Annotated in this window: 21 protein-coding genes; 14 read left to right on the plus strand and 7 right to left on the minus strand. The window is 74.1% G+C overall.

The window, feature by feature from the left end:
- Positions 1-22 precede the first annotated feature (22 nt).
- Positions 23-1,120 carry a WD40/YVTN/BNR-like repeat-containing protein gene (locus tag ACZ7JA_RS24870; RefSeq protein WP_389301193.1) on the minus strand — a complete coding sequence of 366 codons (1,098 nt, stop codon included), beginning with the start codon at positions 1,118-1,120 and terminating at the stop codon, positions 23-25.
- A gap of 215 nt (positions 1,121-1,335) precedes the next feature.
- On the opposite strand from ACZ7JA_RS24870, the gene ssgD reads away from it, so the two are divergent.
- The 4 genes from ssgD (at position 1,336) to ACZ7JA_RS24890 (ending at position 5,793) form a co-directional block, all read left to right on the plus strand.
- Complete coding sequence (gene ssgD / locus ACZ7JA_RS24875; RefSeq protein WP_351668222.1) at positions 1,336-1,749, plus strand: spore wall synthesis regulator SsgD; 414 nt, start codon at positions 1,336-1,338, stop codon at positions 1,747-1,749.
- A gap of 290 nt (positions 1,750-2,039) precedes the next feature.
- Entirely contained in the window at positions 2,040-3,719 is a 1,680-nt protein-coding gene (locus ACZ7JA_RS24880; protein WP_389301191.1) for an ABC-F family ATP-binding cassette domain-containing protein, read from the plus strand.
- A 92-nt stretch (positions 3,720-3,811) separates the two neighbouring features.
- Positions 3,812-4,588, plus strand: coding sequence for a dimethylargininase (ddaH, locus tag ACZ7JA_RS24885; protein WP_351668218.1), 777 nt, complete (start codon positions 3,812-3,814; stop codon positions 4,586-4,588).
- A 230-nt stretch (positions 4,589-4,818) separates the two neighbouring features.
- On the plus strand, positions 4,819-5,793 hold the full coding sequence (locus tag ACZ7JA_RS24890; protein ID WP_351668216.1) for an acyl-ACP desaturase: 975 nt from the start codon (positions 4,819-4,821) through the stop codon (positions 5,791-5,793).
- A gap of 19 nt (positions 5,794-5,812) precedes the next feature.
- Here ACZ7JA_RS24890 and ACZ7JA_RS24895 read toward each other — a convergent pair whose 3' ends face one another.
- Complete coding sequence (locus ACZ7JA_RS24895) at positions 5,813-6,058, minus strand: WhiB family transcriptional regulator (RefSeq protein WP_351668214.1); 246 nt, start codon at positions 6,056-6,058, stop codon at positions 5,813-5,815.
- A 315-nt stretch (positions 6,059-6,373) separates the two neighbouring features.
- Here ACZ7JA_RS24895 and ACZ7JA_RS24900 point away from each other — a divergent pair, with 315 nt between their 5' ends.
- Entirely contained in the window at positions 6,374-7,165 is a 792-nt protein-coding gene (locus tag ACZ7JA_RS24900; RefSeq protein ID WP_389453150.1) for a VOC family protein, read from the plus strand.
- Between the two features lie 344 nt (positions 7,166-7,509).
- On the opposite strand, the gene ACZ7JA_RS24905 is transcribed toward ACZ7JA_RS24900, so the two are convergent.
- Together ACZ7JA_RS24905 and ligD are read right to left on the minus strand one after the other, a co-directional pair.
- Complete coding sequence (locus ACZ7JA_RS24905; protein WP_470810504.1) at positions 7,510-8,556, minus strand: LacI family DNA-binding transcriptional regulator; 1,047 nt, start codon at positions 8,554-8,556, stop codon at positions 7,510-7,512.
- 109 nt (positions 8,557-8,665) lie between these two features.
- Positions 8,666-9,685, minus strand: a complete 1,020-nt coding sequence (gene ligD, locus ACZ7JA_RS24910; protein ID WP_351668208.1) for a non-homologous end-joining DNA ligase — start codon at positions 9,683-9,685, stop codon at positions 8,666-8,668.
- 74 nt (positions 9,686-9,759) lie between these two features.
- Between ligD and ACZ7JA_RS24915 the strand changes: the two genes are divergently transcribed.
- Positions 9,760-10,839 carry an ATP-dependent DNA ligase gene (locus ACZ7JA_RS24915; protein ID WP_389301181.1) on the plus strand — a complete coding sequence of 360 codons (1,080 nt, stop codon included), beginning with the start codon at positions 9,760-9,762 and terminating at the stop codon, positions 10,837-10,839.
- Between the two features lie 13 nt (positions 10,840-10,852).
- Here the strand turns inward: ACZ7JA_RS24915 and ACZ7JA_RS24920 are convergent, their stop codons facing one another.
- Entirely contained in the window at positions 10,853-12,043 is a 1,191-nt protein-coding gene (locus ACZ7JA_RS24920; protein WP_470810507.1) for a zinc-dependent alcohol dehydrogenase, read from the minus strand.
- A gap of 244 nt (positions 12,044-12,287) precedes the next feature.
- On the opposite strand from ACZ7JA_RS24920, the gene ACZ7JA_RS24925 reads away from it, so the two are divergent.
- Complete coding sequence (locus ACZ7JA_RS24925; protein WP_450745508.1) at positions 12,288-13,286, plus strand: DUF3048 domain-containing protein; 999 nt, start codon at positions 12,288-12,290, stop codon at positions 13,284-13,286.
- 9 nt (positions 13,287-13,295) lie between these two features.
- Here the strand turns inward: ACZ7JA_RS24925 and ACZ7JA_RS24930 are convergent, their stop codons facing one another.
- Positions 13,296-13,763 (minus strand): MarR family winged helix-turn-helix transcriptional regulator, encoded by a 468-nt coding sequence (locus ACZ7JA_RS24930; protein WP_351668202.1) that lies wholly within the window; start codon positions 13,761-13,763, stop codon positions 13,296-13,298.
- Between the two features lie 183 nt (positions 13,764-13,946).
- Here ACZ7JA_RS24930 and ACZ7JA_RS24935 point away from each other — a divergent pair, with 183 nt between their 5' ends.
- Genes ACZ7JA_RS24935 through pcaDC form a run of 6 tightly spaced genes read left to right on the plus strand, consistent with a single transcriptional unit; the run spans position 13,947 to position 19,258 of the window.
- Positions 13,947-14,702 carry a CoA transferase subunit A gene (locus ACZ7JA_RS24935; protein ID WP_470810509.1) on the plus strand — a complete coding sequence of 252 codons (756 nt, stop codon included), beginning with the start codon at positions 13,947-13,949 and terminating at the stop codon, positions 14,700-14,702.
- Positions 14,702-15,346, plus strand: a complete 645-nt coding sequence (locus ACZ7JA_RS24940; protein ID WP_351668198.1) for a CoA transferase subunit B — start codon at positions 14,702-14,704, stop codon at positions 15,344-15,346. The genes ACZ7JA_RS24935 and ACZ7JA_RS24940 overlap by 1 nt, the downstream gene beginning before the upstream one ends.
- Before the next feature lie 54 nt (positions 15,347-15,400).
- Complete coding sequence (gene pcaH / locus ACZ7JA_RS24945; protein WP_351668196.1) at positions 15,401-16,174, plus strand: protocatechuate 3,4-dioxygenase subunit beta; 774 nt, start codon at positions 15,401-15,403, stop codon at positions 16,172-16,174.
- An 8-nt stretch (positions 16,175-16,182) separates the two neighbouring features.
- Complete coding sequence (pcaG, locus tag ACZ7JA_RS24950) at positions 16,183-16,785, plus strand: protocatechuate 3,4-dioxygenase subunit alpha (protein ID WP_351668194.1); 603 nt, start codon at positions 16,183-16,185, stop codon at positions 16,783-16,785.
- Complete coding sequence (gene pcaB / locus ACZ7JA_RS24955) at positions 16,782-18,140, plus strand: 3-carboxy-cis,cis-muconate cycloisomerase (protein ID WP_470810512.1); 1,359 nt, start codon at positions 16,782-16,784, stop codon at positions 18,138-18,140. Before pcaG ends, pcaB begins: the two co-directional genes overlap by 4 nt.
- Positions 18,137-19,258 carry a bifunctional 3-oxoadipate enol-lactonase/4-carboxymuconolactone decarboxylase PcaDC gene (gene pcaDC / locus ACZ7JA_RS24960; protein WP_351668190.1) on the plus strand — a complete coding sequence of 374 codons (1,122 nt, stop codon included), beginning with the start codon at positions 18,137-18,139 and terminating at the stop codon, positions 19,256-19,258. The genes pcaB and pcaDC overlap by 4 nt, the downstream gene beginning before the upstream one ends.
- Before the next feature lie 102 nt (positions 19,259-19,360).
- Here pcaDC and ACZ7JA_RS24965 read toward each other — a convergent pair whose 3' ends face one another.
- Positions 19,361-22,039: an ATP-binding protein gene (locus ACZ7JA_RS24965; protein WP_470810514.1), complete on the minus strand. Its 2,679-nt coding sequence runs from the start codon at positions 22,037-22,039 to the stop codon at positions 19,361-19,363.
- A gap of 181 nt (positions 22,040-22,220) precedes the next feature.
- Here ACZ7JA_RS24965 and ACZ7JA_RS24970 point away from each other — a divergent pair, with 181 nt between their 5' ends.
- Positions 22,221-23,537: an MFS transporter gene (locus ACZ7JA_RS24970; protein WP_470810516.1), complete on the plus strand. Its 1,317-nt coding sequence runs from the start codon at positions 22,221-22,223 to the stop codon at positions 23,535-23,537.
- The last annotated feature ends 1 nt before the right edge of the window (position 23,538 follow it).

Below are 23,538 nucleotides of genomic sequence, written 5' to 3' on the forward strand. Positions count from 1 at the left end.
ACCCGGGTTCCGCACGCCTACGTCAGCGTTCCAGCCGGGCCACCCGGCCCTTCTCACCGGCTGCCCAGCAGCTCAGGTCGGGGGCGCAGGCCACGGTGTCGTACGAACCGGTGTCGACCGTGCGCCAGGTGCGGCCCCCGTCGGTGGTCAGGTCGGTGCCGGTCGGGCCGACGGCCAGCGCGGCGGCACGGCTGTGCGGGAGCCAGGCGACGCCGGAGCGGTAGGCGGGCGGCGGCGCGGTGACGGGGCGCCAGGTGCGGCCGCCGTCGGCGGTCACCGCGGCGGCCCGCGGCGAGGACTGGTCGGGGCGGTAGTCGCCGCCGACGGCGAGACCGTGCGCGCGGTCGCGGAAGGCGAGCCCGAAGACGCCCCTGGCGGGGTCGCCCGCCGGCACCGGCGTGTCGGCGGCCGTCCAGGTCAGCCCGCGGTCGGCGGAGTGCAGCACGCGCGCGCGGGCGGCGCCGCCGGTGGCCAGCCAGACGTCCTTCGGCCCCGCCGTGACCAGGCACTGGCCGCTCGCGGCGAAGCCGGCCTCGCCGTCCAGGGCGGCCGGCATGCCGGCGGAGGGCAGCACACGCCAGGTGCGGCCGCCGTCGCCGGTGGACAGGATGCGGAACCGGCCGTCCACCGGGTCGCTCATCGCGAGGCCGTGACGGTGGTCGAAGAAGGCGAGGCAGTCGTAGAAGGCCTTCGGGTCGGGGTTGCGGAAGGACTCGGTCCACGTCGTGCCGCCGTCGTCGGTGCGGTAGACGCGCGAGTCCTCGCCCTCGCCGATGGCCAGCGCCACCGCGCGCCGCCCGTCGAACGCCTCGACGTCCCGGAACTGCAGGTCGGCGGCGCCCGGCGGGGAGACGTTCCGCCAGTTCGCCCCGCCGTCGGTGGTGCGCAGCACGGTGCCGCCGGTCCCGGCCAGCCAGGCGGTCCGGCGGTCGACGGCGGCCAGGCCCCGGAAGCGGACCTGCGGGGCGCCGCTGTCCTTCGCCGCCCAGTGCGCACCGCCCCGGGCCGGTGCGGCCGCCCCGGCGGCGGCCGGTACCGCCGAGGCGGCCAGCGCCGCCGCGCACGCCACCCCCGCCGCCAGCAGCCGTTGCGTCCGTCCCCCGCGTCGCGTGCTCCCCATGCGCCTCATGGCGGGCGAAGCTAGCGGACCGTCACGGCACCGTCCAGAGGGCCCGGCGCCCCCAGCGGCCCCGGCGGCATCCCGGGGCCCGAAGCATGAAGGCGGTGACCGAGGTCACTCGTGTCCCGTGTGCACGGACTGGCCGAATCCGTCGTCTCCTCCAGTGCCGGGTGCCACACCGGGAGTACGTCCAGCCGTCACGAGGGAGCAAGGCGTTGTCCACCATGATCGAGCAGCCCGTAGAGGCCCGCCTCGTCGCCGCCGCACCGCGCATGCCCAGCATCCCCGCCACGTTGCGGTACGACCGGCGCGATCCGTTCGCCGTCCGGATGACCTTCCCCGCCCCGGCCACCCTGGAGGGTGTCGACGTCTGCTGGACCTTCTCCCGGGAACTCCTCGCGGCGGGCCTCGAGGGCGCGGAGGGCCACGGGGACGTACGCGTCCGGCCGTACGGCTACGACCGCACCGTGCTGGAGTTCCACGCCCCCGAGGGCACGGCGGTCGTGCACGTGCGCTCGGGCGAGATTCGGCGGTTCCTGGAGGCGACCGCCGGCCTCGTGCCGGTCGGCCTGGAGCACCTCCAGCTCGACCTCGACCACGACCTGGCCGTCCTGATGCGGGACGCCTGACCGGGCGCGCGGCGCGCCCGCGCCAAATCGCGTTGACAGCCCCCAGCCCCCCTCGTACGTTGTACGTGGTCCTGTTGCCGTCGATTGGAGAAGGACGTTGCTCGTCTGAGGTCCTGAGACACCGCGCTCACACCGGTGAGGTGTGCGTGGCGTTCGACCTCGGCGTCCGAGCCGTCCTCCGGCACAGGCCCTCATTCATGGGCACTCCTGCTGCCCAGGCCTTCGGTTTCCGCCTCGCGGTGTCTCGACACGCGTCCGCACAGACCGCACCCAGCAACCGCGAGGCCTTCATGTCAATGTCCCTCACCTGCACGTCCCTGTCCTTCGCCTGGCCGGACGGCACCCCCGTCTTCGACGGCCTCGACGCCGCCTTCGGCCCCGGCAGAACGGGACTGGTCGGCGTCAACGGATCGGGGAAGTCCACCCTGTTGAAACTGCTCGCCGGCGAACTGACCCCGACCGACGGCACCGTCAAGGTGACTGGCGAGGTCGGCCACCTGCCGCAGAACGTCACGCTCGACACCACGCTCCGCGTCGACGAGGTCCTGGGCATCGCCGCACAGCGGGCCGCCCTGCACGCCATCGAGGCGGGTGACGTCGCCGAGGAGCACTTCGAGACGGTCGGCGACGACTGGGACGTCGAGGAACGCGCCCTGGTCACCCTCGGCGAGCTCGGCCTCGGCGACATCGGCCTGGACCGCACCGTCGGCGAGGTGTCCGGCGGCGAGTCGGTGCTGCTGCGACTGGCCGCGCTGCTGCTGCGCCGCCCGGACGTCCTGCTGCTGGACGAGCCCACCAACAACCTGGACCTGTACGCGCGCCGCCGGCTGTACGCGGCCGTCGCCGCCTGGCCGGGCGTGCTGGTGGTCGTCAGCCACGACCGCGAACTGCTGGACCTGGTCGACCAGATCGCCGATCTGCGCGCCGGGGAGATCGTCCGGTACGGCGGCAACTTCTCGGCCTACGAGGAGGCCCTCGCCGTCGAGCAGGAGGCGGCCGAGCGGATGGTGCGGGTCGCCGAGTCGGACGTGCGCAAACAGAAGCGCGAACTGGCCGACGCCCAGGTCAAACTGGCCCGGCGCAAGCGGTACGGGCAGAAGATGTTCGAGAACAAGCGCGAACCGAAGATCGTCATGGGCGCGCGCAGACGCGCCGCGCAGGAGTCCGCGGGCAAGCACCGCATCATGCACGAGGAACGGCTCGCCGACGCCAAGGAGCGGCTGGACGAAGCGGTCGAGGCGGTGCGGGACGACGACGAGATCCGCGTCGAACTGCCCTACACGGCCGTGCCGCCCGGCCGCCAGGTGCTCACCCTGGAGAACCTGGAGACGGCCTACGGGTCGCGTGTCGAAGGCATCCTCGATCTGCGCGGACCGGAGCGGATCGCGCTCGTCGGGCGCAACGGCGCGGGCAAGACGACGCTGCTGCGGACCATCGCCGGGGAGTTGCCCGCGGTGGCCGGGGAGGCGCTGACGCACGTTCCGCTGCGGTTTCTGCCGCAGCGCCTTGACGTGCTCGACGACGAGGCGACCGTCGCCGAGAACGTGGCCCGGTTCGCGCCGGGCGCCACCAACAACAGGGTCCGGGCGCGTCTCGCCCGCTTCCTGTTCCGTGGCGCGCGGGCCGACCAGAGGGCGGGCACGCTCTCCGGCGGCGAACGCTTCCGGGCGGCCCTGGCCGCGCTGATGCTGGCCGAGCCGGCGCCCCAGCTGCTCCTGCTGGACGAGCCGACCAACAACCTCGACATGGCGAGCGTCCGGCAGCTCACCTCGGCCCTGGAGTCGTACCAGGGGGCGCTGCTCGTCGCCAGCCACGACCTCCCGTTCCTGGAGTCGGTCGGCATCACCCGCTGGCTGCTGATGGAAGGAGGGAAGCTGAGGGAGACCACGCCCGAGGAGATCGCGAACCCGGGCCGGCCGGTGCCGCCGGGGGTCTCAGGAGGGGAACAGCCTGCTAACGAGGCGGAGTGAGGGTTTTGTCCTGCCCATGGCGGCCTGCATGATGGCGGTCCGGCCCCGCGTCCCGGGCGCCGGACCGCACCGCCGATCAGGAAAGGCCCGTCGTGCCCAGCAAGAAGGCCCTCGTCCGCCGTCCCAGCCCGCTGCTCGCCGAGGGGCTGGTCACGCACATCGAGCGGGCCGAGGCCGACGTGGAGCTCGCCGTCGAGCAGTGGGAGGCCTACGTCGAGGCGCTCGGCGCGCACGGCTGGGAGACGATCGAGGTCGACCCGGCCGACGACTGCCCCGACTCGGTGTTCGTCGAGGACACCGTCGTCATGTACCGGAACGTGGCGCTGATCACCCGGCCCGGCGCCGAGTCGCGGCGCGCGGAGACCGCGGGGGTCGAGGAGGCGGTGGCCCGGCTCGGCTGCTCGGTGAACTGGATCTGGGAGCCCGGCACGCTGGACGGCGGCGACGTCCTCAAGGTCGGCGACACGATCTACGTCGGCCGGGGCGGGCGCACCAACGCGGCCGGGGTGCAGCAGCTCCGCGCCGCGTTCGAACCGCTGGGCGCGCGCGTGGTGGCCGTTCCGGTGAGCAAGGTGCTGCACCTGAAGTCCGCGGTCACCGCGCTGCCGGACGGGACGGTCGTCGGGCACATCCCGATGGTGGACCGGCCGTCGCTGTTCCCCGGGTTCCTCTCGGTGCCGGAGGAGTCCGGCGCGCACGTGGTGCTGCTCGGCGGCCACAAGCTGCTCATGGCGGCGAGCGCCCCGAAGACGGCGGAGCTGCTGACCGATCTCGGCCACGAGGTGGTCACCGTCGACATCTCCGAGTTCGAGAAGCTGGAGGGATGTGTGACGTGCCTCTCGGTGCGGCTGCGCGGACTGTACGCCTGACGGAGTGTCGCCTCGCCTCGGACAGCCCCGGGACCTGCGGGTCCCGGGGCTATCCGGCACACCGGTGAACTCCTCGCCCTAGGGCGCCTGATCAGCGGTCTTTACGGTGACCTTAACCTACGGCTTCGTAACCTACGGATTCGTAGCCTACGATCACGTAGGTTCCCCGGCACCGCTCGCCGGACCGTCCCCTTCACCCCCCTTCTGCTCGGCGTCCCCCTGGAGTTCCCGTGACGATCACTTCCCCTCACCTCGGCAGCCCGTCCGCCTGGACCGACGCACGCCTGCTGTACGCGCTGGAGGAAGTGGTCGAGAAGGAGCTGAACCGGCACCTGAAGGTCGCCAAGGACTGGATGCCGCACGAGTACGTGCCCTGGAGCGACGGCCGCAACTTCCCCGGCCTGTTCGAGGACGGCGAGGCCTGGGGCAAGGAGCAGTCCGGGGTGACGGAGATCGGCCGGATCGCCCTCGTCGTCAACCTGCTCACCGAGGACAACCTGCCGAGCTACCACCACGAGATCGCCTCGCTGTTCGGCCGCGACGGCGCGTGGGGCACCTGGGTGCACCGCTGGACGGCCGAGGAGGGCCGGCACGGCATCGTGATGCGCGACTACCTGCTCACCTCGCGCGCGGTGGACCCGGACCAGCTGGAGCGGTTCCGCATGTCCCACATGAGCGAGGGCTTCGAGTCCGACAACCGGCACTCCATGCTGCACTCGATCGCGTACGTCGCCTTCCAGGAGCTGGCCACCCGGATCTCGCACCGCAACACCGGCCACCAGTCCGGCGACCCGGTCTGCGACCGCATGCTGGCCCGCATCGCGACCGACGAGAACCTGCACATGGTCTTCTACCGCAACCTGCTGAAGTCCGCCTTCGAACTCGCCCCCGACCTCACCATGCAGGCCGTCCGGGACGTCGTCGTCAACTTCCGCATGCCCGGGCACGGCATCCCCGGCTTCGAGCGGGCCGCGGCGCAGATGGCCATCGGCGAGGTCTACAACCTGCGCATCCACCACGACGACGTGCTGCAGCCCGTGCTGCGCTTCCTGAAGATCATGGAGATCGACGGCCTCGGCCCGGAGGGCCTGCGGGCCCAGGAGGAGCTGGGTCTGTTCCTGGGCGGCCTGGACGCCGAGGCCGCCAAGTTCGACGAGCGGCTGGCGGCGCGCAAGGCCCGCATGGCGGCGCGGGCGGCGGGCTGACGGAGCCGTCCGCGGGGTGTCAGCCGGAGGTGCGCCTCAGCGCGAGGCGCTCCTTCTCGGACAGGCCGCCCCACACGCCGAAGCGTTCGTCGTTGCTCAGCGCGTAGTCGAGACAGGCGGGGCGCATCTCGCACATGCCGCAGATGCGCTTCGCCTCGCGGACCGAGCTGCCGGGCTCGGGGAAGAAGAAGTCGGCCCCGGTCTGCGCGCACAGGGCCTGGGCCTGCCAGGCGGTGTCGGCCGGGGTGATCGTGTCGATGTGCATGGCCAGGATCGTGCCGTGCGCCGAAAAACGTTCGATCAACGCCGCATCAACGCCGCGCGGGCACCCCGCCGGCATCGCGGCCGGCGCCCTGCCGCGAGGCGTGAACCGTCCCGATGATGCGCCGCGCGGCACGGCCGTGCACGGCGGCGCGCGGCGCCGGCGTCGAATCCGGCGGAGCCGGCCCCGGGCGGCGCCGGTCGCACAAGGGCCCGGCGCGCCGCGGCGCCTCGGCGGCGGTTGACGGCGGGCGGTGCCAGACTCGGCAGTGCAGAGGACGGGACCCGGTCCGCGGTCCCCCTGTCGAGGAGGGCGAAGATGCTCACCACCCGTTTCGTCAACGGCGCTCCGAACTGGGTCGATCTCGGCACCCCGGACCTGGACGGCGCCCTCTCCTTCTACGGCGGTCTCTTCGGCTGGCAGTTCCGGTCGGCTGGGCCGGACGCCGGCGGCTACGGCTTCTTCCAGCTCGACGGCAGGACCGTGGCCGGCGGCAGGCGGATCGGTCCTGAGCAGGGCCCGCCGGCGTGGACGGTGTACTTCCGGAGCGAGGACGCGCAGGCCACCGCCAGGGCCGCCGAACAGGCGCACGGCGGTGTGCTGTTCCCGCCCGTCGACGTGCTGGGCCAGGGGCACATGGCGGTCCTCGCCGACCAGGCGCGGGTGCCGTTCGGCATCTGGCAGCCGGGGCGGACGAAGGGCGTCGACGTGGCGAGCGAGCCGGGCGCGCTGTGCTGGGTCGAGCTGTACACAGCGGACATCGCGGCCGCCGCCGCCTTCTACTACAAGGTCCTCGGCCTGGAGACCTCCGGCGTGCCCTTCCCCGGCGGGACGTACACCGGCGTCAACGCCGCCGGGGCCGGGGAGGACGCGATGTTCGGCGGGATGGTGCCGCTGGCCGACGCCCCGGCCGAGGCGGAGGCCGGTCCGTACTGGCTGCCGTACTTCGAGGTCGAGGACACCGACGCCGTGGCCGAGGAGGCGCGGCGGCTGGGCGGCTCGGTGCGCATGCCGGCGACCACCGTCGAGGGCGTCGGCCGCATGGCCAAGCTGGCCGACCCGTACGGGGCCCGCTTCGCGGTGATCAGAAGCGGGTCGTCCCAGGGCTGAACGCGGGCCGGGTGCGGCGCGGCGTGCGTGCTCTCGGCGGGCCGGCTCCAGGGCCGCGTACTGGACGTACTCGGGTCTGGGGCCGGTGCGGCGAGAGTGCGTGCATGGCGTCGCGCGGCAGGCGGGAATGGTCAGACAGGCCCTAGGTCGTGTCCGCGAAGTCGCGTCGTTCGCCCGCAGGGCGGGCGTCGCGGCGTCCGGTGCGTGCTCTGGGGGTCCCCCCGGCCGAAGGCTGGGGGAGTGCCGGCCGGATGCCCTCGTACTGGGTGTACTCGGGCTTTCGGCCGGTGCGGCGAGAGTGCGTGCCGGGCGTCGCGACGCAGACGCGACTTTGCGGACACGGCCTAGGCGGACGCGCGGCGGATCAGCGTGGTCGGCAGGACCACGCCGGCCGCCGGCGGATCCGCCGGCTCCCCCGCGCCGGCCCGGCCGGCGGGGCCGGCGAGCAGCAGCCGGGCCATCAGCCGGCCCATCTCCTCTATGTCCTGACGGACCGTGGTCAGCGGCGGGTCGCACTCCTCGGCGACGGGCAGCACGTCGTCGAAGCCGATCACGGCCACGTCCTCGGGCACCCGCAGGCCCCGCTCGCGCAGCACGCGCAGCGCGCCGAGCGCGGTGAGGTCGTTGGCCGCGAACACGGCGTCCACGTCCGGGCAGCGGTCGAGCAGTTCCCGCATGGCCTGTTCGCCGCCGCCCGGGGTGAAGTCGCTCTCCACCACGAGCCGGGGGTCGGCGTCGCCCATGACGTCCCGGTAGCCGTCCAGCCGGTCCACCGCCGAGGTCTGGTCCAGCGCGCCGGTGATGTGCGCGATCCGGGTCCGGCCGAGGCCCGCGAGATGGCGCACGGCCGCGCGGGCGCCGCCCCGGTTGTCGCTGTCGACGTACACCGGCCCGGGCGCTCCCTCGCCGTCGCTCCAGTCGGGCCGGCCGCCGAACACGGTGGGCACGCCCGCGTTGCGGATCAGGACCGGCAGCGGGTCGTCGAGGTGCAGGGAGAAGACGAGCGCGCCGTCGACGTGGCCCCCGGCGAGGTAGCGGGCCACGCGCGCGTGGTCGGCGCGGCCCTCGGTGAGCAGCAGGACGAGCTGGTTGTCGTGGGCCGTCAGTTCCTTGCTGATGCCGCGCAGTTGCAGGGCGAAGAAGGGGTCGGCGAACACCCGGGCCTCGGGCTCGGCGATGACGACGGCGATGGCGTCGTGCCGCTTGGTGACCAGGCTGCGCGCGGCCTGGTTGGGCACGTACCCGAGTTCCTCGACCGCCCGCCGGACCCGCTCGACGAGCGGCTCCCGGACGCCGTCCCCGCCGTTGACCACCCGTGACACAGTGGCCCGGGACACCCCGGCCCGCGCGGCCACGGCCTCCAGCGTGGGACGCGACACTGCCTCGGTCACTTCGGGACTCCTCATCGGCGGCTGACGATCAGGATAGCCGCGCTCCGGCTGGTCGGACGGGCCGGTGCGGGGCCGGGCCGGGACTCGTCCGCGCCCGGCTTCCCGTCCTTCAGGAAGCCTGCTCCCGGCGGGCCCGGCTCGGCTGGACCCGCTTGGGCTCGCCCGGCATCTTCGGGTACTCCGGCGGGTACGGCAGGTCGCCCAGGCCGTGGTCGTGCTCGTCGCGGCGGGCCAGCTCCAGCAGGGCCTCAAGGGAGTAGGCGTGGTCGTCCATCCCGGCGTGCACGTCGCCGAGTTCCGCGAAACGCGCCGGCATGGTGGCGAGGTCGAAGTCGCGGGGCTGGGCCTCGCCGACCTCCTCCCAGCGCAGCGGCGCGGAGACGGGGGCGTGCGGGCGGGGCCGTACGGAGTAGGCGGAGGCGATGGTGCGGTCGCGTGCGGTCTGGTTGTAGTCGATGAAGATGCGCTCGCCGCGCTCCTCCTTCCACCACTTGATGGTCACCCGGTCCGGCATCCGGCGCTCCATCTCCCGGCCCACCGCGATGGCGGCGCGGCGGACCTGGGTGAAGGTCCAGCGCGGTTCGATGGGGACGAAGACGTGCAGGCCGCGGCCGCCGGAGGTCTTGGGCCAGCCGCGCAGGCCGCCGTACTCGTCGAGCAGGGCGCGCAGTTCGTGGGCGGCGCGGACGGCGTCGGCGTAGTCGGTGCCGGGCTGCGGGTCGAGGTCGATGCGCAGCTCGTCGGGGTGGTCGACGTCGCCGCGGCGCACCGGCCAGGGGTGGAAGGTGAGCGTGCCGTACTGGGCGGCCCACACCACGGCGGCCTCCTCGGTGGGGCACATCTCGTCGGCGCTGCGGCCGCTGGGAAAGGTGATGTGGGCGGTCGGGATCCAGTCGGGCATGCCCTTGGGGGCGCGTTTCTGGTAGAACCACTCGCCGCCGACGCCGTCCGGGTAGCGCTCCAGGGTGGTGGGGCGGTCGCGCAGGGCGCGCAGGATGCCGGGGCCGACGGCGGCGTAGTACCGCGCGAGGTCCAGCTTGGTGAAGCCGCGCTCGGGAAAGAACACCTTGTCCGGGCTGGACAGCCGTACGGTCCGGCCGGCCACCTCCAGTTCCACCGCATCACCCATGCGCCCACGGTAGGCGCACCCCGCACAGCGCGCATACCGGGCAGAGCATTGCGTATGCGAGCAGAATCGGACACATGGATCTTCCGGTGATGCCGCCCGTCAAGCCGATGCTCGCCAAGCCGGTGGCGAGGATCCCGCCGGGCATGCACTACGAGGCGAAGTGGGACGGGTTCCGGGCGATCGTGTTCCGCGACGGCGACGAGGTCGAGCTGGGCAGCCGCACCGGCAAGCCGCTGACGCGGTACTTCCCGGAGCTGGTGGCGGCGCTGAAGGAGCGGGTGCCCGGGCGGTGCGTGCTGGACGGGGAGATCGTGATCGCGCGGGAGGGCCGGCTGGACTTCGACGCGCTGACCGAGCGGATCCATCCGGCGGACTCGCGGGTGCGGACGCTGGCGGAGCGGACGCCGGCCTCGTTCGTGGCGTTCGACCTGCTGGCCCTGGACGACCGGTCGCTGCTGGACGTGCCGCTCACCGAGCGGCGGGCGCTGCTGGAGGGGGCGCTGGCCGGCGTGGCGGCGCCGGTCCACCTGGCGCCCGCGACGACCGACGCCGAGGTGGCAGGGCGGTGGTTCGAGCAGTACGAGGGCGCCGGCCTCGACGGGATCGTCGCCAAGCCGCTCGGACTGCGCTATCTGCAGGACGAGCGGGCCATGTACAAGATCAAGCACGAACGGACGGCGGACGTGGTGGTGGCCGGCTACCGCTTCCACAAGAGCGGGCCGGTGGTGGGCTCGCTGCTGCTCGGCCTGTACGACGACCGGGGCGCGCTGCAGCACGTGGGCGTGTCCGCCGCCTTCCCCATGAAGCGGCGCGCCGAACTGGTCGAGGAGCTGGAGCCGTTGCGGATGACCGACGTGAGCGGGCATCCGTGGGCGGCCTGGGGAGAGGAGGCGGCGCACGAGACGGCCCGGCTGCCGGGGGCGCCGAGCCGCTGGTCGGGCAAGAAGGACCTGTCCTGGGTGCCGCTGCGGCCGGAGCGGGTCGCCGAGGTGGCCTACGACCACATGGAGAACGGCGCCCGCTTCCGGCACACGGCGCGCTTCCGGCGCTGGCGCCCGGACCGCACCCCGGAGAGCTGCACCTACGCCCAGCTCGAGGAGCCGGTGCGCTACGACCTGGCGGAGATCCTGGGCACCGGGGGCGGCGCCCCCTAGGGCCTGTCTGACCCTACGGCTGCATGAGGATCTTGATGGCGCCGTCCTGCTTGTGCTGGAACATCTCGTAGGCGTGCGGGGCTTCGGACAGCGGCACCCGGTGGGTGGCGAAGTCGTCGACGCCGAGCGGGTCCTCGTCCGTCAGGTAGGGCATGATCTGGTCGCTCCAACGCCGCACGTTGGCCTGCCCCATGCGCATCTGGATCTGCTTGTCGAACATGGTGAGCATCGGCATCGGGTCGGCCATGCCGCCGTACACGCCGCTGAGCGAGATGGTGCCGCCGCGCCGGACCAGTTCGATGGCCATGTACAGGGCGGAGAGCCGGTCGACGCTGAAGCGTTCGGCGATGGGCGCGCTGAGCTTGCGCGGCATCACGGCGGCGGCCGTCTGGACGAGCTTCGCGGCCGCGCCGCCGTGGGCCTCGGTGCCGACGGCGTCGATCACGGCGTCCGGGCCCCGGCCGCCGGTCTCGTCGCGGATCGCCTCGATGAGTTCCTTCTCGTGGTCGAAGGCCCTGAGGTCGTACGTCCGGGTGCCGCGCCGCTTGGCCCGGGCCAGCCGCTCCGGCACCAGGTCGATGCCGAAGACCTGGTCGGCGCCCCGGGCCATCGCGATGCGGCAGGCCATGTCGCCGATGGGACCGAGCCCGAGCACGGCGACGGAGCCGCCCGGCGGGACGGAGGCGTACTCGACCGCCTGCCAGGCGGTGGGCAGCACGTCGGAGAGGTACACGAACCGGTCGTCCGGCGGGCCCTCGGGCACCTTCATCGGCCCGAACTGGGCCTGCGGGACGCGCAGGTACTCGGCCTGCGCGCCGGGCACCGCGCCGTACAGCCGGGTGTAGCCGAACAGGGGGGCGCCCATGTGCTCGCCGGTGACCTGGGTGGTCTCGCACTGGGTCGGCAGCCCGGTGAGACACATCCAGCAGTTGCCGCAGGCGATCTGGAAGGGCACCACGACCCGGTCGCCCACCGAGAGGTCGGGCACGGCCGCCCCCACCTCCTCGACGATGCCCATCGGTTCGTGTCCGAGGATGTCACCCGGCGTCATGAACGGGGTGAGCACCTCGTACAGATGCAGGTCCGAACCGCACAGACCACTGGACGTGATGCGGATGATCGCGTCGGTGGGCTCCTCGATCCGCGGGTCGGGCACGTCCTCCACCCGCACGTCCCGCCTGCCCTGCCAGGTGACTGCCTTCATGGGGTAGCGCTCCCTTGCTCGCGTGCGCGCCGATTCGCCCCGGCGCGTCCGGTTTGGGGTGGACGCCGGGTACCCGCGCGGGACCGTGTGAATCACCCGCTCCGCTTCTCCCGCCGCCCGCCGGGGTTGCGCCAGGGGCCCGTTCGGCCCAGCGCACGCGCGCGGAACCGGCCGACCGGGTATGGCCCGAACTGTGCCCGCGGGCACCCAATCGAGCCATACGAACGGGGAGACGACGGTGGGAATGCGACAGGGGGCGCGCACGCGCCGTGCCCCGCTGACGGCGGCACTGATCGCCGTCACGGCGGCGGCATCGCTCACGGCGGGCTGCACCCGGCACCAGCCGGCCGACGACGCCCGCGCCCCGGCGCGGACCCCTACGCCGAGCGCCTCCCCCACGCCCGCCCGCACACCCGCGCCGGTCGCCGGATCACCGCTCGCCGTGAAGATCGACAACGTGTCCGCCGCGCGCCCGCAGACCGGGCTCGGCGCGGCCGACGTGGTGTACGCGGAGCAGGTCGAGGGCGGTCTGAGCCGGCTGATGGCGGTGTACGCCACCCGGCTGCCCAAGTCGGTCGGGCCGGTGCGCAGCGCCCGCGAGTCCGACCTGGAACTGCTGCGCCAGTTCCACGAGCCGACGCTGGCCTACTCGGGCGCCCAGCGCAAACTGCTGCCGCTGATCGGCCGGGCGCCGCTGCGCGCCGAGTCGCCGGACGACGCGGCCGGCGCGTACTACCGGGGCGCCGGCCGGGCCGCGCCGCACAACCTCTATCTGCGCCCCGCCCGGCTGCTGTCCTCCGCGCCGGGCCGCGCCGCCCTGACCACGGGGTTCCGGTACGGTCCCGCGCCCTCCGGCGGCTCGCCCACCACCACGCATACCGTGCGCTACCCGGCGGCCCGCTTCACCTTCACCTGGTCCGAGGGTCGGGCCGGCTGGCTGGTCGCGATGGACGGCGCGCCCGCGACGACGACGGACGGCGGCCGCCCGGCGCCGCCGACCGTGGTCGTCCAGTACGTGCGGATCCGCTCCTCGAAGTACCACGACGTGCTCGGCAACCACACGCCGTACACCGAGACGGTCGGCTCGGGCAGAGCCGAGGTGCTGCGGGACGGGCGGTCCTTCGAGGCGCGGTGGTCCCGGCGGGCCGCGGCGGACGGCACGCGCTTCACGACGGCGGACGGCGGCCGGATGAACTTCGCCGCCGGGCAGGTGTGGGTGGTGTTCGCCGCCGCCTCCGGCTGACCGGTGGCGTCAGCCCTGCTGGAGGGCCGGCGGCTCCGCCGGGTTGCGCAGCTCCTCGGTGGCGTCCGCGACCCGGCGGATCAGGTCGAAGAACACGGTCCGCTCCTCGGCGGTCAGCGGGGCGAGGAAGACCTGGTTCATCCGGGCGGTGCGCACGGTCAGCCTGCGGTGGGTGCGCAGTCCGTCGTCGGTGAGGCGGAGCAGGAAGCGGCGGCCGTCCTGCGGGTCGCGCACCTTGTCCAGCAGCCCGCGGCGGCCGAGCCGGCTGATGACCTCGGCGATGGTCGACCGGTCCAGGCCCACCCGCTCCCCCACCGTCCGCTGGTCGAGACCCGGCTCGGCGACGAGCGCGTTCAGGACCGCGAACTGGGGCGAGGTGATCTCCTCCGAGACCATCGTGTTCCACAGCAGGTAGTGCGCCTGCTGGAGCCGCCGGGCCAGGTGTCCGGGATGGGTCGTGAGGTCCACCGCGGCCATGTGCGCTCCCTGATCAAGAATCGTAGGTGCACTGAACAATACCCTTGGATGTCCCCGCTGTCTGCGGGTGAGCCGTGCGGTTCTGCCAGCTCTTGACGGTTCACGCGACCGGTGGCAGCGTGAGCGGCATCTCGTCGAAATACTCAGTGCGCTGACTAATTGCGCGGAGATGGGGCTTCACGGATGGACAAGGTGGTCGCCACGGCCGCCGAGGCGGTGGCCGACGTGCCGGACGGCGCGTCCCTCGCGGTCGGCGGCTTCGGGCTGAGCGGTGTGCCGAACGTACTGATCCAGGCGCTCTACGAGCGCGGCACGACCGGCCTGGGCGTCGTGTCGAACAACTGCGGGGCGATGGACTCCGGCCTCGCGGTGCTGCTGGCGGCCGGCCGGATCGCCCGGGTGACCGGCTCCTACATCGGCGCCAACAAGGAGTTCGCCCGCCAGTACCTGGCCGGTGAGCTGGAGGTCGAACTGATCCCGCAGGGCACCCTCGCCGAGCGGCTGCGCGCGGGCGGCGCCGGCATCCCCGCGTTCTACACCCCGGCGGGCGTGGGCACCCAGGTCGCCGACGGCGGGCTGCCCTGGCGGTACGACGGCTCGGGCGCGGTCGCGCTCGCCTCGCCGCCGAAGGAGGTGCGGGAGTTCGACGGCGTGGAGTACGTGCTGGAGCGCGGCATCCGCACCGACTTCGCGCTGGTGCGCGCCGCGCGGGGCGACCGGCACGGCAACCTCGTCTTCAACAGGTCCGCCCGGAACTTCAACCCCCTGGCCGCGATGGCCGGGCGGGTGACCGTCGCCGAGGTGGAGGAACTGGTGGAGCCCGGGGAGATCGACCCGGACGCGGTGCACGTGCCCGGCGTCTTCGTGCGGCGCGTGCTGCCGCTGACCCCCGAGCAGGCGGCGGACAAGATGATCGAGCGGCGGACGGTGAGCTCCTGATGGCCTGGACACGCGAGGAGATGGCCGCCCGCGCGGCCCGCGAACTCAGGGACGGCCAGTACGTCAACCTCGGCATCGGCCTGCCGACGCTGATCCCCAACCATCTGCCGCCCGGCGTCGAGGTGGTGCTGGAGTCGGAGAACGGCATCCTCGGCACGGGACCGTACCCGGCCGACGACGAGGTCGACCCGGACCTGATCAACGCGGGCAAGGAGACCGTGACGGTGCTGCCGGGCGCCTCCTTCTTCGACTCGGCGCTGTCGTTCGCGATGATCCGCGGCGGTCACATCGACGTGGCCGTGCTCGGCGCGATGCAGGTGTCCGCGGGTGGCGACCTGGCCAACTGGGCGGTCCCGGGCAAGCTGGTCACCGGCATCGGCGGCGCCATGGACCTGGTGCACGGCGCCCGGACGGTCGTCGTCGTCATGACGCACACCGCCAAGGACGGGTCCCCGAAGATCCTCAAGCAGTGCACGCTGCCGCTCACGGGCAAGGCCTGTGTGAACCGGATCATCACCGACCTGGGTGTCCTGGACGTCACCGAGGAGGGGCTGACCCTCGTGGAGACCGCGCCCGGCGTGAGCGTCGACGACGTGGCCGCCCGCACCGACGCCGAGCTGACCGTCGCGCAGAGCCTGCTGTGAAGGCCGTCGACACCACTTCCGTCCTCGATCGCCAAGAAAACGCCAGGAATCACGATGACTCTCACCCAGCAGGACATCGACCAGGAGATCGCGGCCGAGCACGCCGCGTACGAGAAGCGGGTCGCCGACGGCGCCCCCGTCGAGCACCATCCGCGCCGGGACTACGCGCCCTACCGCTCGTCGGTGCTCCGCCACCCCGCACAGCCGCTGGTCGCCATCGACACGGCGCAGGACCCCGAGCTGGTGGAACTGCGCTCCCCCGCCTTCGGGGAGCGCGACATCACCGCGGTCGACAACGACCTCACCCGGCATCACCGGGGCGAGCCGGTCGGCGAGCGCATCACCGTCTCCGGCCGGCTGCTGGACCGTCACGGGCGGCCGGTGCGCGGCCAGCTCGTGGAGATCTGGCAGGCCAACTCGGCCGGACGCTACGCCCATCAGCGTGAGCAGCACGACGCCCCGCTCGACCCCAACTTCACGGGCTTCGGCCGCACCCTCACCGACGCCGAGGGCCGGTACCACTTCACCACCGTCCAGCCCGGCCCGTACCCGTGGCGCAACCACCTCAACGCCTGGCGTCCGGCGCACATCCACTTCTCGGTGTTCGGCGCGGCGTTCACGCAGCGACTGGTGACGCAGATGTACTTCCCGAACGACCCGCTCTTCCCGTACGACCCGATCCTGCAGTCCGTGACGGACGACGCGGCGCGGCAGCGGCTGATCGCCACCTACGACCACGGCCTGTCGGTGCCCGAGTTCTCCCTCGGCTACCACTGGGACATCGTGCTGGACGGCCCCGCCGCCACCTGGATCGAGGAAGGACGCTGACCGCAGCGATGACGAAGACCGACACCGGCAGCCCGGAGAACGTGCTGCCCACCCCGTCCCACACGGTCGGCCCGTTCTACGGGTACGCGCTGCCCTTCCGCGGCGGCGAGGACATCGCCCCGCTCGGGCACCCCGACACCGTCACCGTGCACGGCCACGTCCTCGACGGCGAGGGGAAGCCGGTGCCCGACGCGCTGGTCGAGCTGTGGGGGCCGCGCCCCGACGGCACCGTCCCGCGGGTGGACGGCTCCATGCGGCGGGACCCGGCGACCGGCGGCCACCTGGGGCGCAACGGCGTGGAGTTCACCGGCTGGGGGCGCATCCAGACCGACGCGGACGGCCACTGGTACGCGCGGACGCTGCGGCCGGGCGCGCGCGGGGGCAGTGCCCCGTACCTGAGCGTGTGCGTGTTCGCGCGCGGCCTGCTCGTCCACCTGTTCACCCGGATCTACCTGCCGGGCGACGAGGCGGCGCTGGCCGCCGATCCGCTGCTCGCCCGGGTGGGCGACCGGCGCGGCACGCTGATCGCCGGGGACGAGGGCGCCGGGACCTACCGCTTCGACATCCGCCTCCAGGGCGAGGGCGAGACGGTCTTCCTGGAGTTCCGGTGACTTCCCCGGCCGCCGGACGCCCGGCGCCGCCGCAGGACGGTGACACCGGTCTGCTCGCACCCGGGTGGGCCGGCACGGCGGCCGCCGCCGCGACCGGCGACACCGCCTATCTGCGCGCCCTGCTCGACGCCGAGGCGGCCCTCACCCGCGCCCTGGCCGCGCTCGGTCTCGCCCCGGCGGCGGTCGCCGCCGCGGTGACGCAGGCGGCCGGCTCCGGCCGCTTCGACGTCCGCTCGCTCGCCGAACGGGCCCGCGGCGGGGGCAACCCGGTCATCCCGCTGGTCGCCGACCTGACGAAGGCGGCGGGCGAGGAGCACGGCCCGTACGTGCACCGGGGCGCCACCAGCCAGGACATCATGGACACGGCGACGATGCTGGTCGCCGCGCGCACCCTGGACCCGGTCCTCGACGACCTCGGCCGGACCGAGCGTGCGCTGGCCCGCCTCGCCGCGGACCACCGGGACACGCCGATGCCCGGACGGACCCTCACCCAGCACGCGGTGCCCACCACGTTCGGGCTGAAGGCGGCCGGCTGGCGCTCGCTGGTGCTGGACGCCCGCGACCGCGTGCGCCGGGTACGGGACGCGCTCCCCGTCCAGCTCGGGGGCGCCGCCGGAACCCTGGCGGCGTTCCGCGCCTACGGCGCCGGCGACCCGCACCAGCTCATCCAGGCCTACGCCCGCGAACTCGGCCTGGCCGCGCCGCCGTTGCCCTGGCATACGCTGCGCACGCCGGTCGCCGACCTGGCCGGCTGCCTGGCCTTCACGGCGGGGGCGCTCGGCAAACTCGCCGTGGACGTGCTGACGTCGTCGCGCACGGAGACCGGCGAGGTGAGCGAGGGCAGCGGGGGCGGCTCGTCGGCCATGCCGCACAAGGCGAACCCGGTGCGCTCGACGCTCGTCGCGGCCGCCGCCCGGCGCGCCCCGCAGCTCGCGGCCACCCTGTACGGCTCGCTCGCCGCCGAGGACGAGCGGCCGGCCGGCGCCTGGCACGCCGAGTGGGAGCCGCTGCGCGACCTGCTCCGGCTGGTGGGCGGCGCCGCCGCGGACGCGGCGGGGCTGGCCGAGGAGCTGCGGGTGCACCCCGCGGCGATGCGCCGGAACCTCCACATCACCCGGGGGCTGATCGTCTCCGAACGGTTCTCCGCCGCGCTGGCGCCCGTGCTCGGCCGGGCCCCGGCCAAGGAGCTGCTCACCGAACTGGCCCGCCGCGCCCACGACGAGGACCGCCCGCTTCGTGAACTACTCGCCGAAGTACCCGAGTTGAAGGAGGTCGACCTGGACGACCTCACCGACCCCGCCCACTACACCGGCTTCGCCGGTGCCCTCACCGACCAGGCTCTGGAGCGTCGTTGACCGTGCACCTCCTCAACCACCTCGACGAAGGACCCGCGTCCGCTCCCCCGCTGCTGCTCGGGCCGTCGCTCGGCACCTCGTACGCGCTGTGGGACGCGGTCGCGCCCGAGTTGTCCACCGGCCACCGGGTGGTCCGCTGGGACCTGCCCGGCCACGGCGGTTCGGCGGCGGACCTGATCGGGCCGGGCGCCACCGTCGGCGACCTCGCCGCCCTCGTGCTGTCGCTCGCCGACGCGCTCGGCATCGAACGGTTCGCCTACGCGGGAGTGTCGATCGGCGGGGCGGTCGGCCTGCAGTTGGCCGCGCACCATCCGGAACGGCTCACCTCGCTCGCGGTCGTCTGCTCCTCCGCGCACTTCGGCGGCGCCGCCCCCTGGCGGGAGCGGGCCGAACGGGTGCGCCGGGAAGGCCTCGAGTGGCTGGTGGAGAGCGCCGACGCGCGCTGGTTCACGCCCGGCTTCACCGTGCCCCGGCTGGTGCGGGACCACCGGGAGGCCGACCCCGGGGGCTACGCGGCCTGCTGCGACGCGCTGGCCGCCTTCGACCTGCGCGACCGGCTCGCCGGGATCACCGTGCCGACGCTGCTCGTCGCGGGCCGGGAGGACCCCGCGACGCCTCCGGCGCATCTGCGGGAGATCGCGGACGCGGTGCCCGGCGCCACGCTCCTCGAACTGCCCGGCGCCTCGCACCTGGCGCCCGCGCAGGTCCCGCGGGCCGTCGTCGCCGCCCTGCGCACCCAGCTCGACGGGGCTCCGGCGAGCGGGATGGCGGTGCGCCGCGAGGTGCTGGGCGATGCGCACGTGGACCGGGCGCAGGCCCGGCAGACCCCGTTCACCGCGCGGTTCCAGGACTTCATCTCCCGCTACGCCTGGGGCGAGATCTGGACCGATCCGACGCTGTCCCGGCGCGAGCGCAGCATGATCACGCTGACCGCGCTGGTCGCCCACGGCCACTACGACGAGCTGGCCATGCACGTCCGGGCGGCCCGGCGCAACGGGCTGACACCGGACGAGATCGGCGCGGTACTGCTGCAGACCGCCGTGTACTGCGGGGTCCCGGCGGCCAACTCGGCCTTCGCCACGGCCCAGCGAGTGCTGTCCGAGGAGGAGACGCCCTGACGGCCCCGGGCCGGTGCGGGTGTTACGGGTACAGGTACAGGGAGGCAACGCCCTGCCGCTCCCGCGCCGGCGCCGGCCGGCAAACCCCTGACGCACCGCGTCTCAGCGCAGCCCGCGCGCCGTCTCCAGCATCTCCCGGGCCTGTGCCGCCAGGCCGTCCGCTCCGCAGGAACGGGCCAGGGTGAGGCCGCGTTCGAGTTCCGCGACCGAACGGGTCGCGATGCCGTACTCGACCCGGGCCGCCGCGTGCTCGTACTGGCAGGGCGAGGCCTCCAGGTAGGCGACGGCCCGTGCGGCGAGGCGCACCGCGCGCTGGCCGGTCTCCAGGGCGGCCGACAGCCGCAGGGCCTCGCCGATGGCGGTGTCGGTGCCGAACCGCTCGGCCTGCCGGCGGGCGTCCGCGGCGAGCCGGGCGGCGCGCGCCGGGTCCTGCACGGCCAGGGCCCTGGCGAGGTCGAGGGACCAGGGGGCGAGGACCGGGTTGTGGCCGCCGCGGGAGGCGGCGGTCTTCTCCGCGGCCTCCAGTTCGTTGACGCCGTCCTCGGTGCGGCCGACGGCGAGCAGCAGCCGGCCGCGCACGGAGCGGATGTCGGGCAGCACGATGGTGGACGGATAGGGCGGGGCGAAGCCGTACCGCCCGGCGATCGACCAGGCCTCCTCGACGTCGCCGCGGGCCAGCAGGGTGTCGACCAGCCCGCAGGTCGCGGACCAGTACAGCGGCAGGCCGCGGCCGACGCGCTCGGCGAGCACCAGCGCCTCGCGCAGCGCGGTCTCGGCGTCGCGCAGCCGGCCCTGCCTGCGGTAGGCGAGCCCGAGGAACGCGTTGGCCAGGGAGAGGTGGCCGCCGCGCCAGCCGGCGCCGGTGTAGGCGCGCAGGGCCTCGGCGAAGAGGCTCTCGGCGCGGTCGAGCCGGTCGGCGTAGGCGTACGCGCTGCCGAGCATCATCAGCAGCTCGATGCCCCACTCGCCGTCGGTCCAGCCGAGCCCGGGCGCCAGGCGGCCGTTGACCAGGGCACGGTCGCAGGACTGGACGACCTCCTCGGCGCTCTCGCCGTGGGTCATGGCGTCGAAGCCGCGCAGGATCAGCAGGGCGCGTTCGGAGTTGTCGCGGCCGGTGCAGGTGGCGGCCAGTTCGGCCAGGCGCCGGGACCGTTCCTGGGAGACGGTCTCGCCGTGGATGCCCTCCCACATGAACTGCACGGCCTGCAGCCGCATCCGCACCGGGGACGCCGGGTGCCGGGCGGCCTCGGCCTCCACGGTGCGGACGGCGTCCTCCAGCTCGTCGTTGTGCAGCAGCGCCTGGGAGAGCCGGACGACGGCGTCGACCCGCTGCCCTTCGTCCAGACCGGGCATGGCGAGGGCGCTGCGCAGGTGCTCGACGGTGACGGCGGGCGCGGTCAGCAGGGTGGCCCGGCCCAGTTCGTAGAGCACGTGGGCGTGGGCCTCGGGGCGCGGCGGCTCGCGCAGGGCGCGTTCGAGACAGCGGCGGGCCGCGTCCGGCGCGCCGACGGCCAGGTGCTCGCGGGCCGCCTCGCGGAGCTGTTCGACGAGTTCCTCGTCGTCGTCCGGGTGCACCTTCAGCAGGTGCCGGGAGGCCTCGGCCGCGCCGTGCCCGGTCTCGGTGAGGATCTGCGCGGCGACCCCGTGCATCGCGGTGCACACGCCGGCAGGGATGGAGTCGTACACGGCGGAGGCGATCAGCGGGTGGACGAACTCCAGCTCGCCGTCGCCGGAGTCGGCGCCGGCCACGAGGTCGGGCGCGGTGAGGATACGGGCGTTGCCCAGCAGTTCGGCGCAGCCGTGGGCGATTTCGGGGCTCATGCCGGCGAGCCGGGCGACGAGGTCGACGGAGATGCCGGTGCCGAGGATGGCGGCCGCCCAGGCGAACCGGGTGGCCTCGATGCCGAGCCCCTTGAGTCGGTCGACGAGGCCGCCGCCGCGGGCCGAGCGGTTCAGGGCGCGCAGTTCGCCGGCCCGGCCCTCGACCGGCTGGACCTCGCTGTCCCGCACCTTGGCCAGGAGTTCGACGGTGTCGTAGGGGTTGCCGCCGGTGACGGCCCAGACCTCGCGGCAGAACGGGTCGTCGGCGTGCCGCCCGACGGTGGCGCGGGTGATGCCGGCGGTGGCGTCAGGGGTGAGGGCGCTGAGGTTGACGGGGCGGGCCGCGGCGGCGACCGCGTCGAGGTGCCGGGCGCCCTCGCCGGTCACCCCGCCGGGGCGGCGGGCGACCACGACCAGCACGGACAGGTCGTCGAGGCGTTCGGCGAAGCCGGAGAGCCAGCGCAGGGTCTCCTGGTCGGCCCAGTGCGCGTCGTCGACGAGCAGGACCAGCGGCCACTCGCGGCGGGCGAGCCGGCGTACGGCCGCGACGAGTCCGTCGCACACGTACTGCGGGTCGGCGGTGCCCTCGTGGGGGTCCACTATGCCGAGGGCGGGGCCGGCTATGTCGTACCAGTCGCCCAGGTAGTCCCGGGCCTCTCCGGGCAGCAGGGAGACCAGCGCGGGCTGCAGCAACTGCCGTACCACGTTGAACGGGACCGACCTGAGCGTCTCGCCGCCCCGGGCGGACCACACGGTGCAGCCGCGGCGTTCGGCCATCCGGCGGGTCTCGTTCAGCAGCGCGGTCTTGCCGAGGCCGGCCTCGCCCCGGAGGACGAGCAGGCTGCCCGCGGACGACCGGTCGGCGCACAGGGCGTCGAGCGCCTGTGTGACCGTGGCGATCTCCGTGTCCCGCTCCCACAGGGGAGCCGAGCCGGTCGCCGGCGGCCGTCCCTCCGTCATCCCGTTACCTCCCCGGGTCGCCCGAATGACGTACAGACCCCGAGCGTAGCCGTCCGGTGGGATGTGTGGTGACCGGTCGGCGCACGTGTTGCCCCGCCGGGTGAGGAAAGTCGCGGCCGGGCGACGCGCACCCGGCCCGACCAGCCGGTGTTCAGCGGACGGACCGTCAACAGGACTGTGCATGAAGCAGCTTTCCGAAGTACCCGGTGATCACGGGGCGCCGGGGACGCCCGACCCCGCGGCGCCCCGGAGGCGGGTGGTGCGGGCGGTGGCGGCGGGATCGGTGGGCAACCTCGTGGAGTGGTACGAGTTCGGTGTCTACGGCGCCCTCGCCACGGTGCTCGCCGAGCGTTTCTTCACCCCGGCCGGCGGGAGCGCGGCCGAGGGGCTGGTGCGGACGTACGCCTCCTTCGCGCTGGCGTTCTTCTTCCGCCCGCTCGGCGCCGCGCTGTTCGGCCGGCTGGGCGACCGGCTGGGGCGGCGGCCGGTGCTGATCGCGGTGATCACGCTGATGACGGCCGCCACGACGCTGATCGGCGTGCTGCCCACGTACGCCACGGCGGGCGCCCTGGCGCCCTGGCTGCTGACCTTCCTGAGGGCCGTTCAGGGCCTGTCGGCGGGCGGCGAGTTCGGCGGGGCCGTGGCCGTGCTGACGGAGCACGCCCCGCCGGGCCGGCGTGGCCTGTACGGCGCGTGGCAGTCGTTCACCGTGGCGCTGGGCCTGCTGGCCGGGACGTCGGTCGCGGCGGCCACGGCCTCGGTGCTCACCGGGGCCCAGCTCGCCGGCTGGGGCTGGCGGTTGCCGTTCCTGCTGTCCCTGCCGCTGGGACTGCTCGCGCTGTGGCTGCGGACCGGCCTCGAGGAGACGCCGGAGTTCCGGGCGCGGGGCCGCGCGCCGGCCGTGGCGGACGGCGGCCGGGCGGTGGCGGGGACGGTGCTGCTGGGCGCCGGGCGGATCATGGGCTGGGCGGCGGCCGGATACACGTTCCTCGTCGTCCTGCCCTCGTACCTCCAGTCCGCGCTGCACACGGACGTCCGGCAGGCGCTGGTGGCCACCGTGCCGGCGGTCGCCGGGTTCGCCGCCGCGATCCTCCCGGCGGGCCTGCTGAGCGACCGGATCGGGCGGCGGCCGGTGATGCTGACCGGGGCGGTGCTGGTCGTCGTCATCGCGGTGCCCCTGTTCGACCTGCTGCAGGAACCCGGCGCCGCCGGCCCGGTGCGGGGCGCCGCCGTGGCGGCCGCCGGCGCGGTGGTGGGCCTGATGGCCGGGCCGGGACCCGCCCTGCTGGCCGAGCAGTTCCCGGCCCGGGTGCGCTGGACCGGTCTGGGGCTCGCCCACTCCCTGTCCAACGCGGTGTTCTCCGGCTGCGCGGGGCTGATCATCACGGAGGCGGTGCGGCGCACCGGGAATCCGGACGTGCCCGCCTACTACGCGGCGGCGGCCTGCGCGCTCAGCGTGCCGGCGCTGCTGTGGCGGCCCTCGGGAAAGGCGGGTTGAG

The organism is Streptomyces sp. NPDC038135 (genome assembly GCF_055601245.1).

Excerpts from the sequence above, each read along its gene's own strand:
- ACZ7JA_RS24870 (WP_389301193.1), bottom strand. The coding sequence starts at position 1,120 with ATGGGGAGCACGCGACGCGGGGGACGGACGCAACGGCTGCTGGCGGCG.
- ACZ7JA_RS24880 (WP_389301191.1), top strand. The coding sequence starts at position 2,040 with ATGTCAATGTCCCTCACCTGCACGTCCCTGTCCTTCGCCTGGCCGGAC.
- ACZ7JA_RS24895 (WP_351668214.1), bottom strand. The coding sequence starts at position 6,058 with ATGCACATCGACACGATCACCCCGGCCGACACCGCCTGGCAGGCCCAG.
- ACZ7JA_RS24900 (WP_389453150.1), top strand. The coding sequence starts at position 6,374 with ATGCTCACCACCCGTTTCGTCAACGGCGCTCCGAACTGGGTCGATCTC.
- ligD (WP_351668208.1), bottom strand. The coding sequence starts at position 9,685 with ATGGGTGATGCGGTGGAACTGGAGGTGGCCGGCCGGACCGTACGGCTG.
- ACZ7JA_RS24915 (WP_389301181.1), top strand. The coding sequence starts at position 9,760 with ATGGATCTTCCGGTGATGCCGCCCGTCAAGCCGATGCTCGCCAAGCCG.
- ACZ7JA_RS24920 (WP_470810507.1), bottom strand. The coding sequence starts at position 12,043 with ATGAAGGCAGTCACCTGGCAGGGCAGGCGGGACGTGCGGGTGGAGGAC.
- ACZ7JA_RS24925 (WP_450745508.1), top strand. The coding sequence starts at position 12,288 with ATGCGACAGGGGGCGCGCACGCGCCGTGCCCCGCTGACGGCGGCACTG.
- ACZ7JA_RS24930 (WP_351668202.1), bottom strand. The coding sequence starts at position 13,763 with ATGGCCGCGGTGGACCTCACGACCCATCCCGGACACCTGGCCCGGCGG.
- ACZ7JA_RS24935 (WP_470810509.1), top strand. The coding sequence starts at position 13,947 with ATGGACAAGGTGGTCGCCACGGCCGCCGAGGCGGTGGCCGACGTGCCG.
- ACZ7JA_RS24940 (WP_351668198.1), top strand. The coding sequence starts at position 14,702 with ATGGCCTGGACACGCGAGGAGATGGCCGCCCGCGCGGCCCGCGAACTC.
- pcaH (WP_351668196.1), top strand. The coding sequence starts at position 15,401 with ATGACTCTCACCCAGCAGGACATCGACCAGGAGATCGCGGCCGAGCAC.
- pcaG (WP_351668194.1), top strand. The coding sequence starts at position 16,183 with ATGACGAAGACCGACACCGGCAGCCCGGAGAACGTGCTGCCCACCCCG.
- ACZ7JA_RS24965 (WP_470810514.1), bottom strand. The coding sequence starts at position 22,039 with ATGACGGAGGGACGGCCGCCGGCGACCGGCTCGGCTCCCCTGTGGGAG.
- ACZ7JA_RS24970 (WP_470810516.1), top strand. The coding sequence starts at position 22,221 with ATGAAGCAGCTTTCCGAAGTACCCGGTGATCACGGGGCGCCGGGGACG.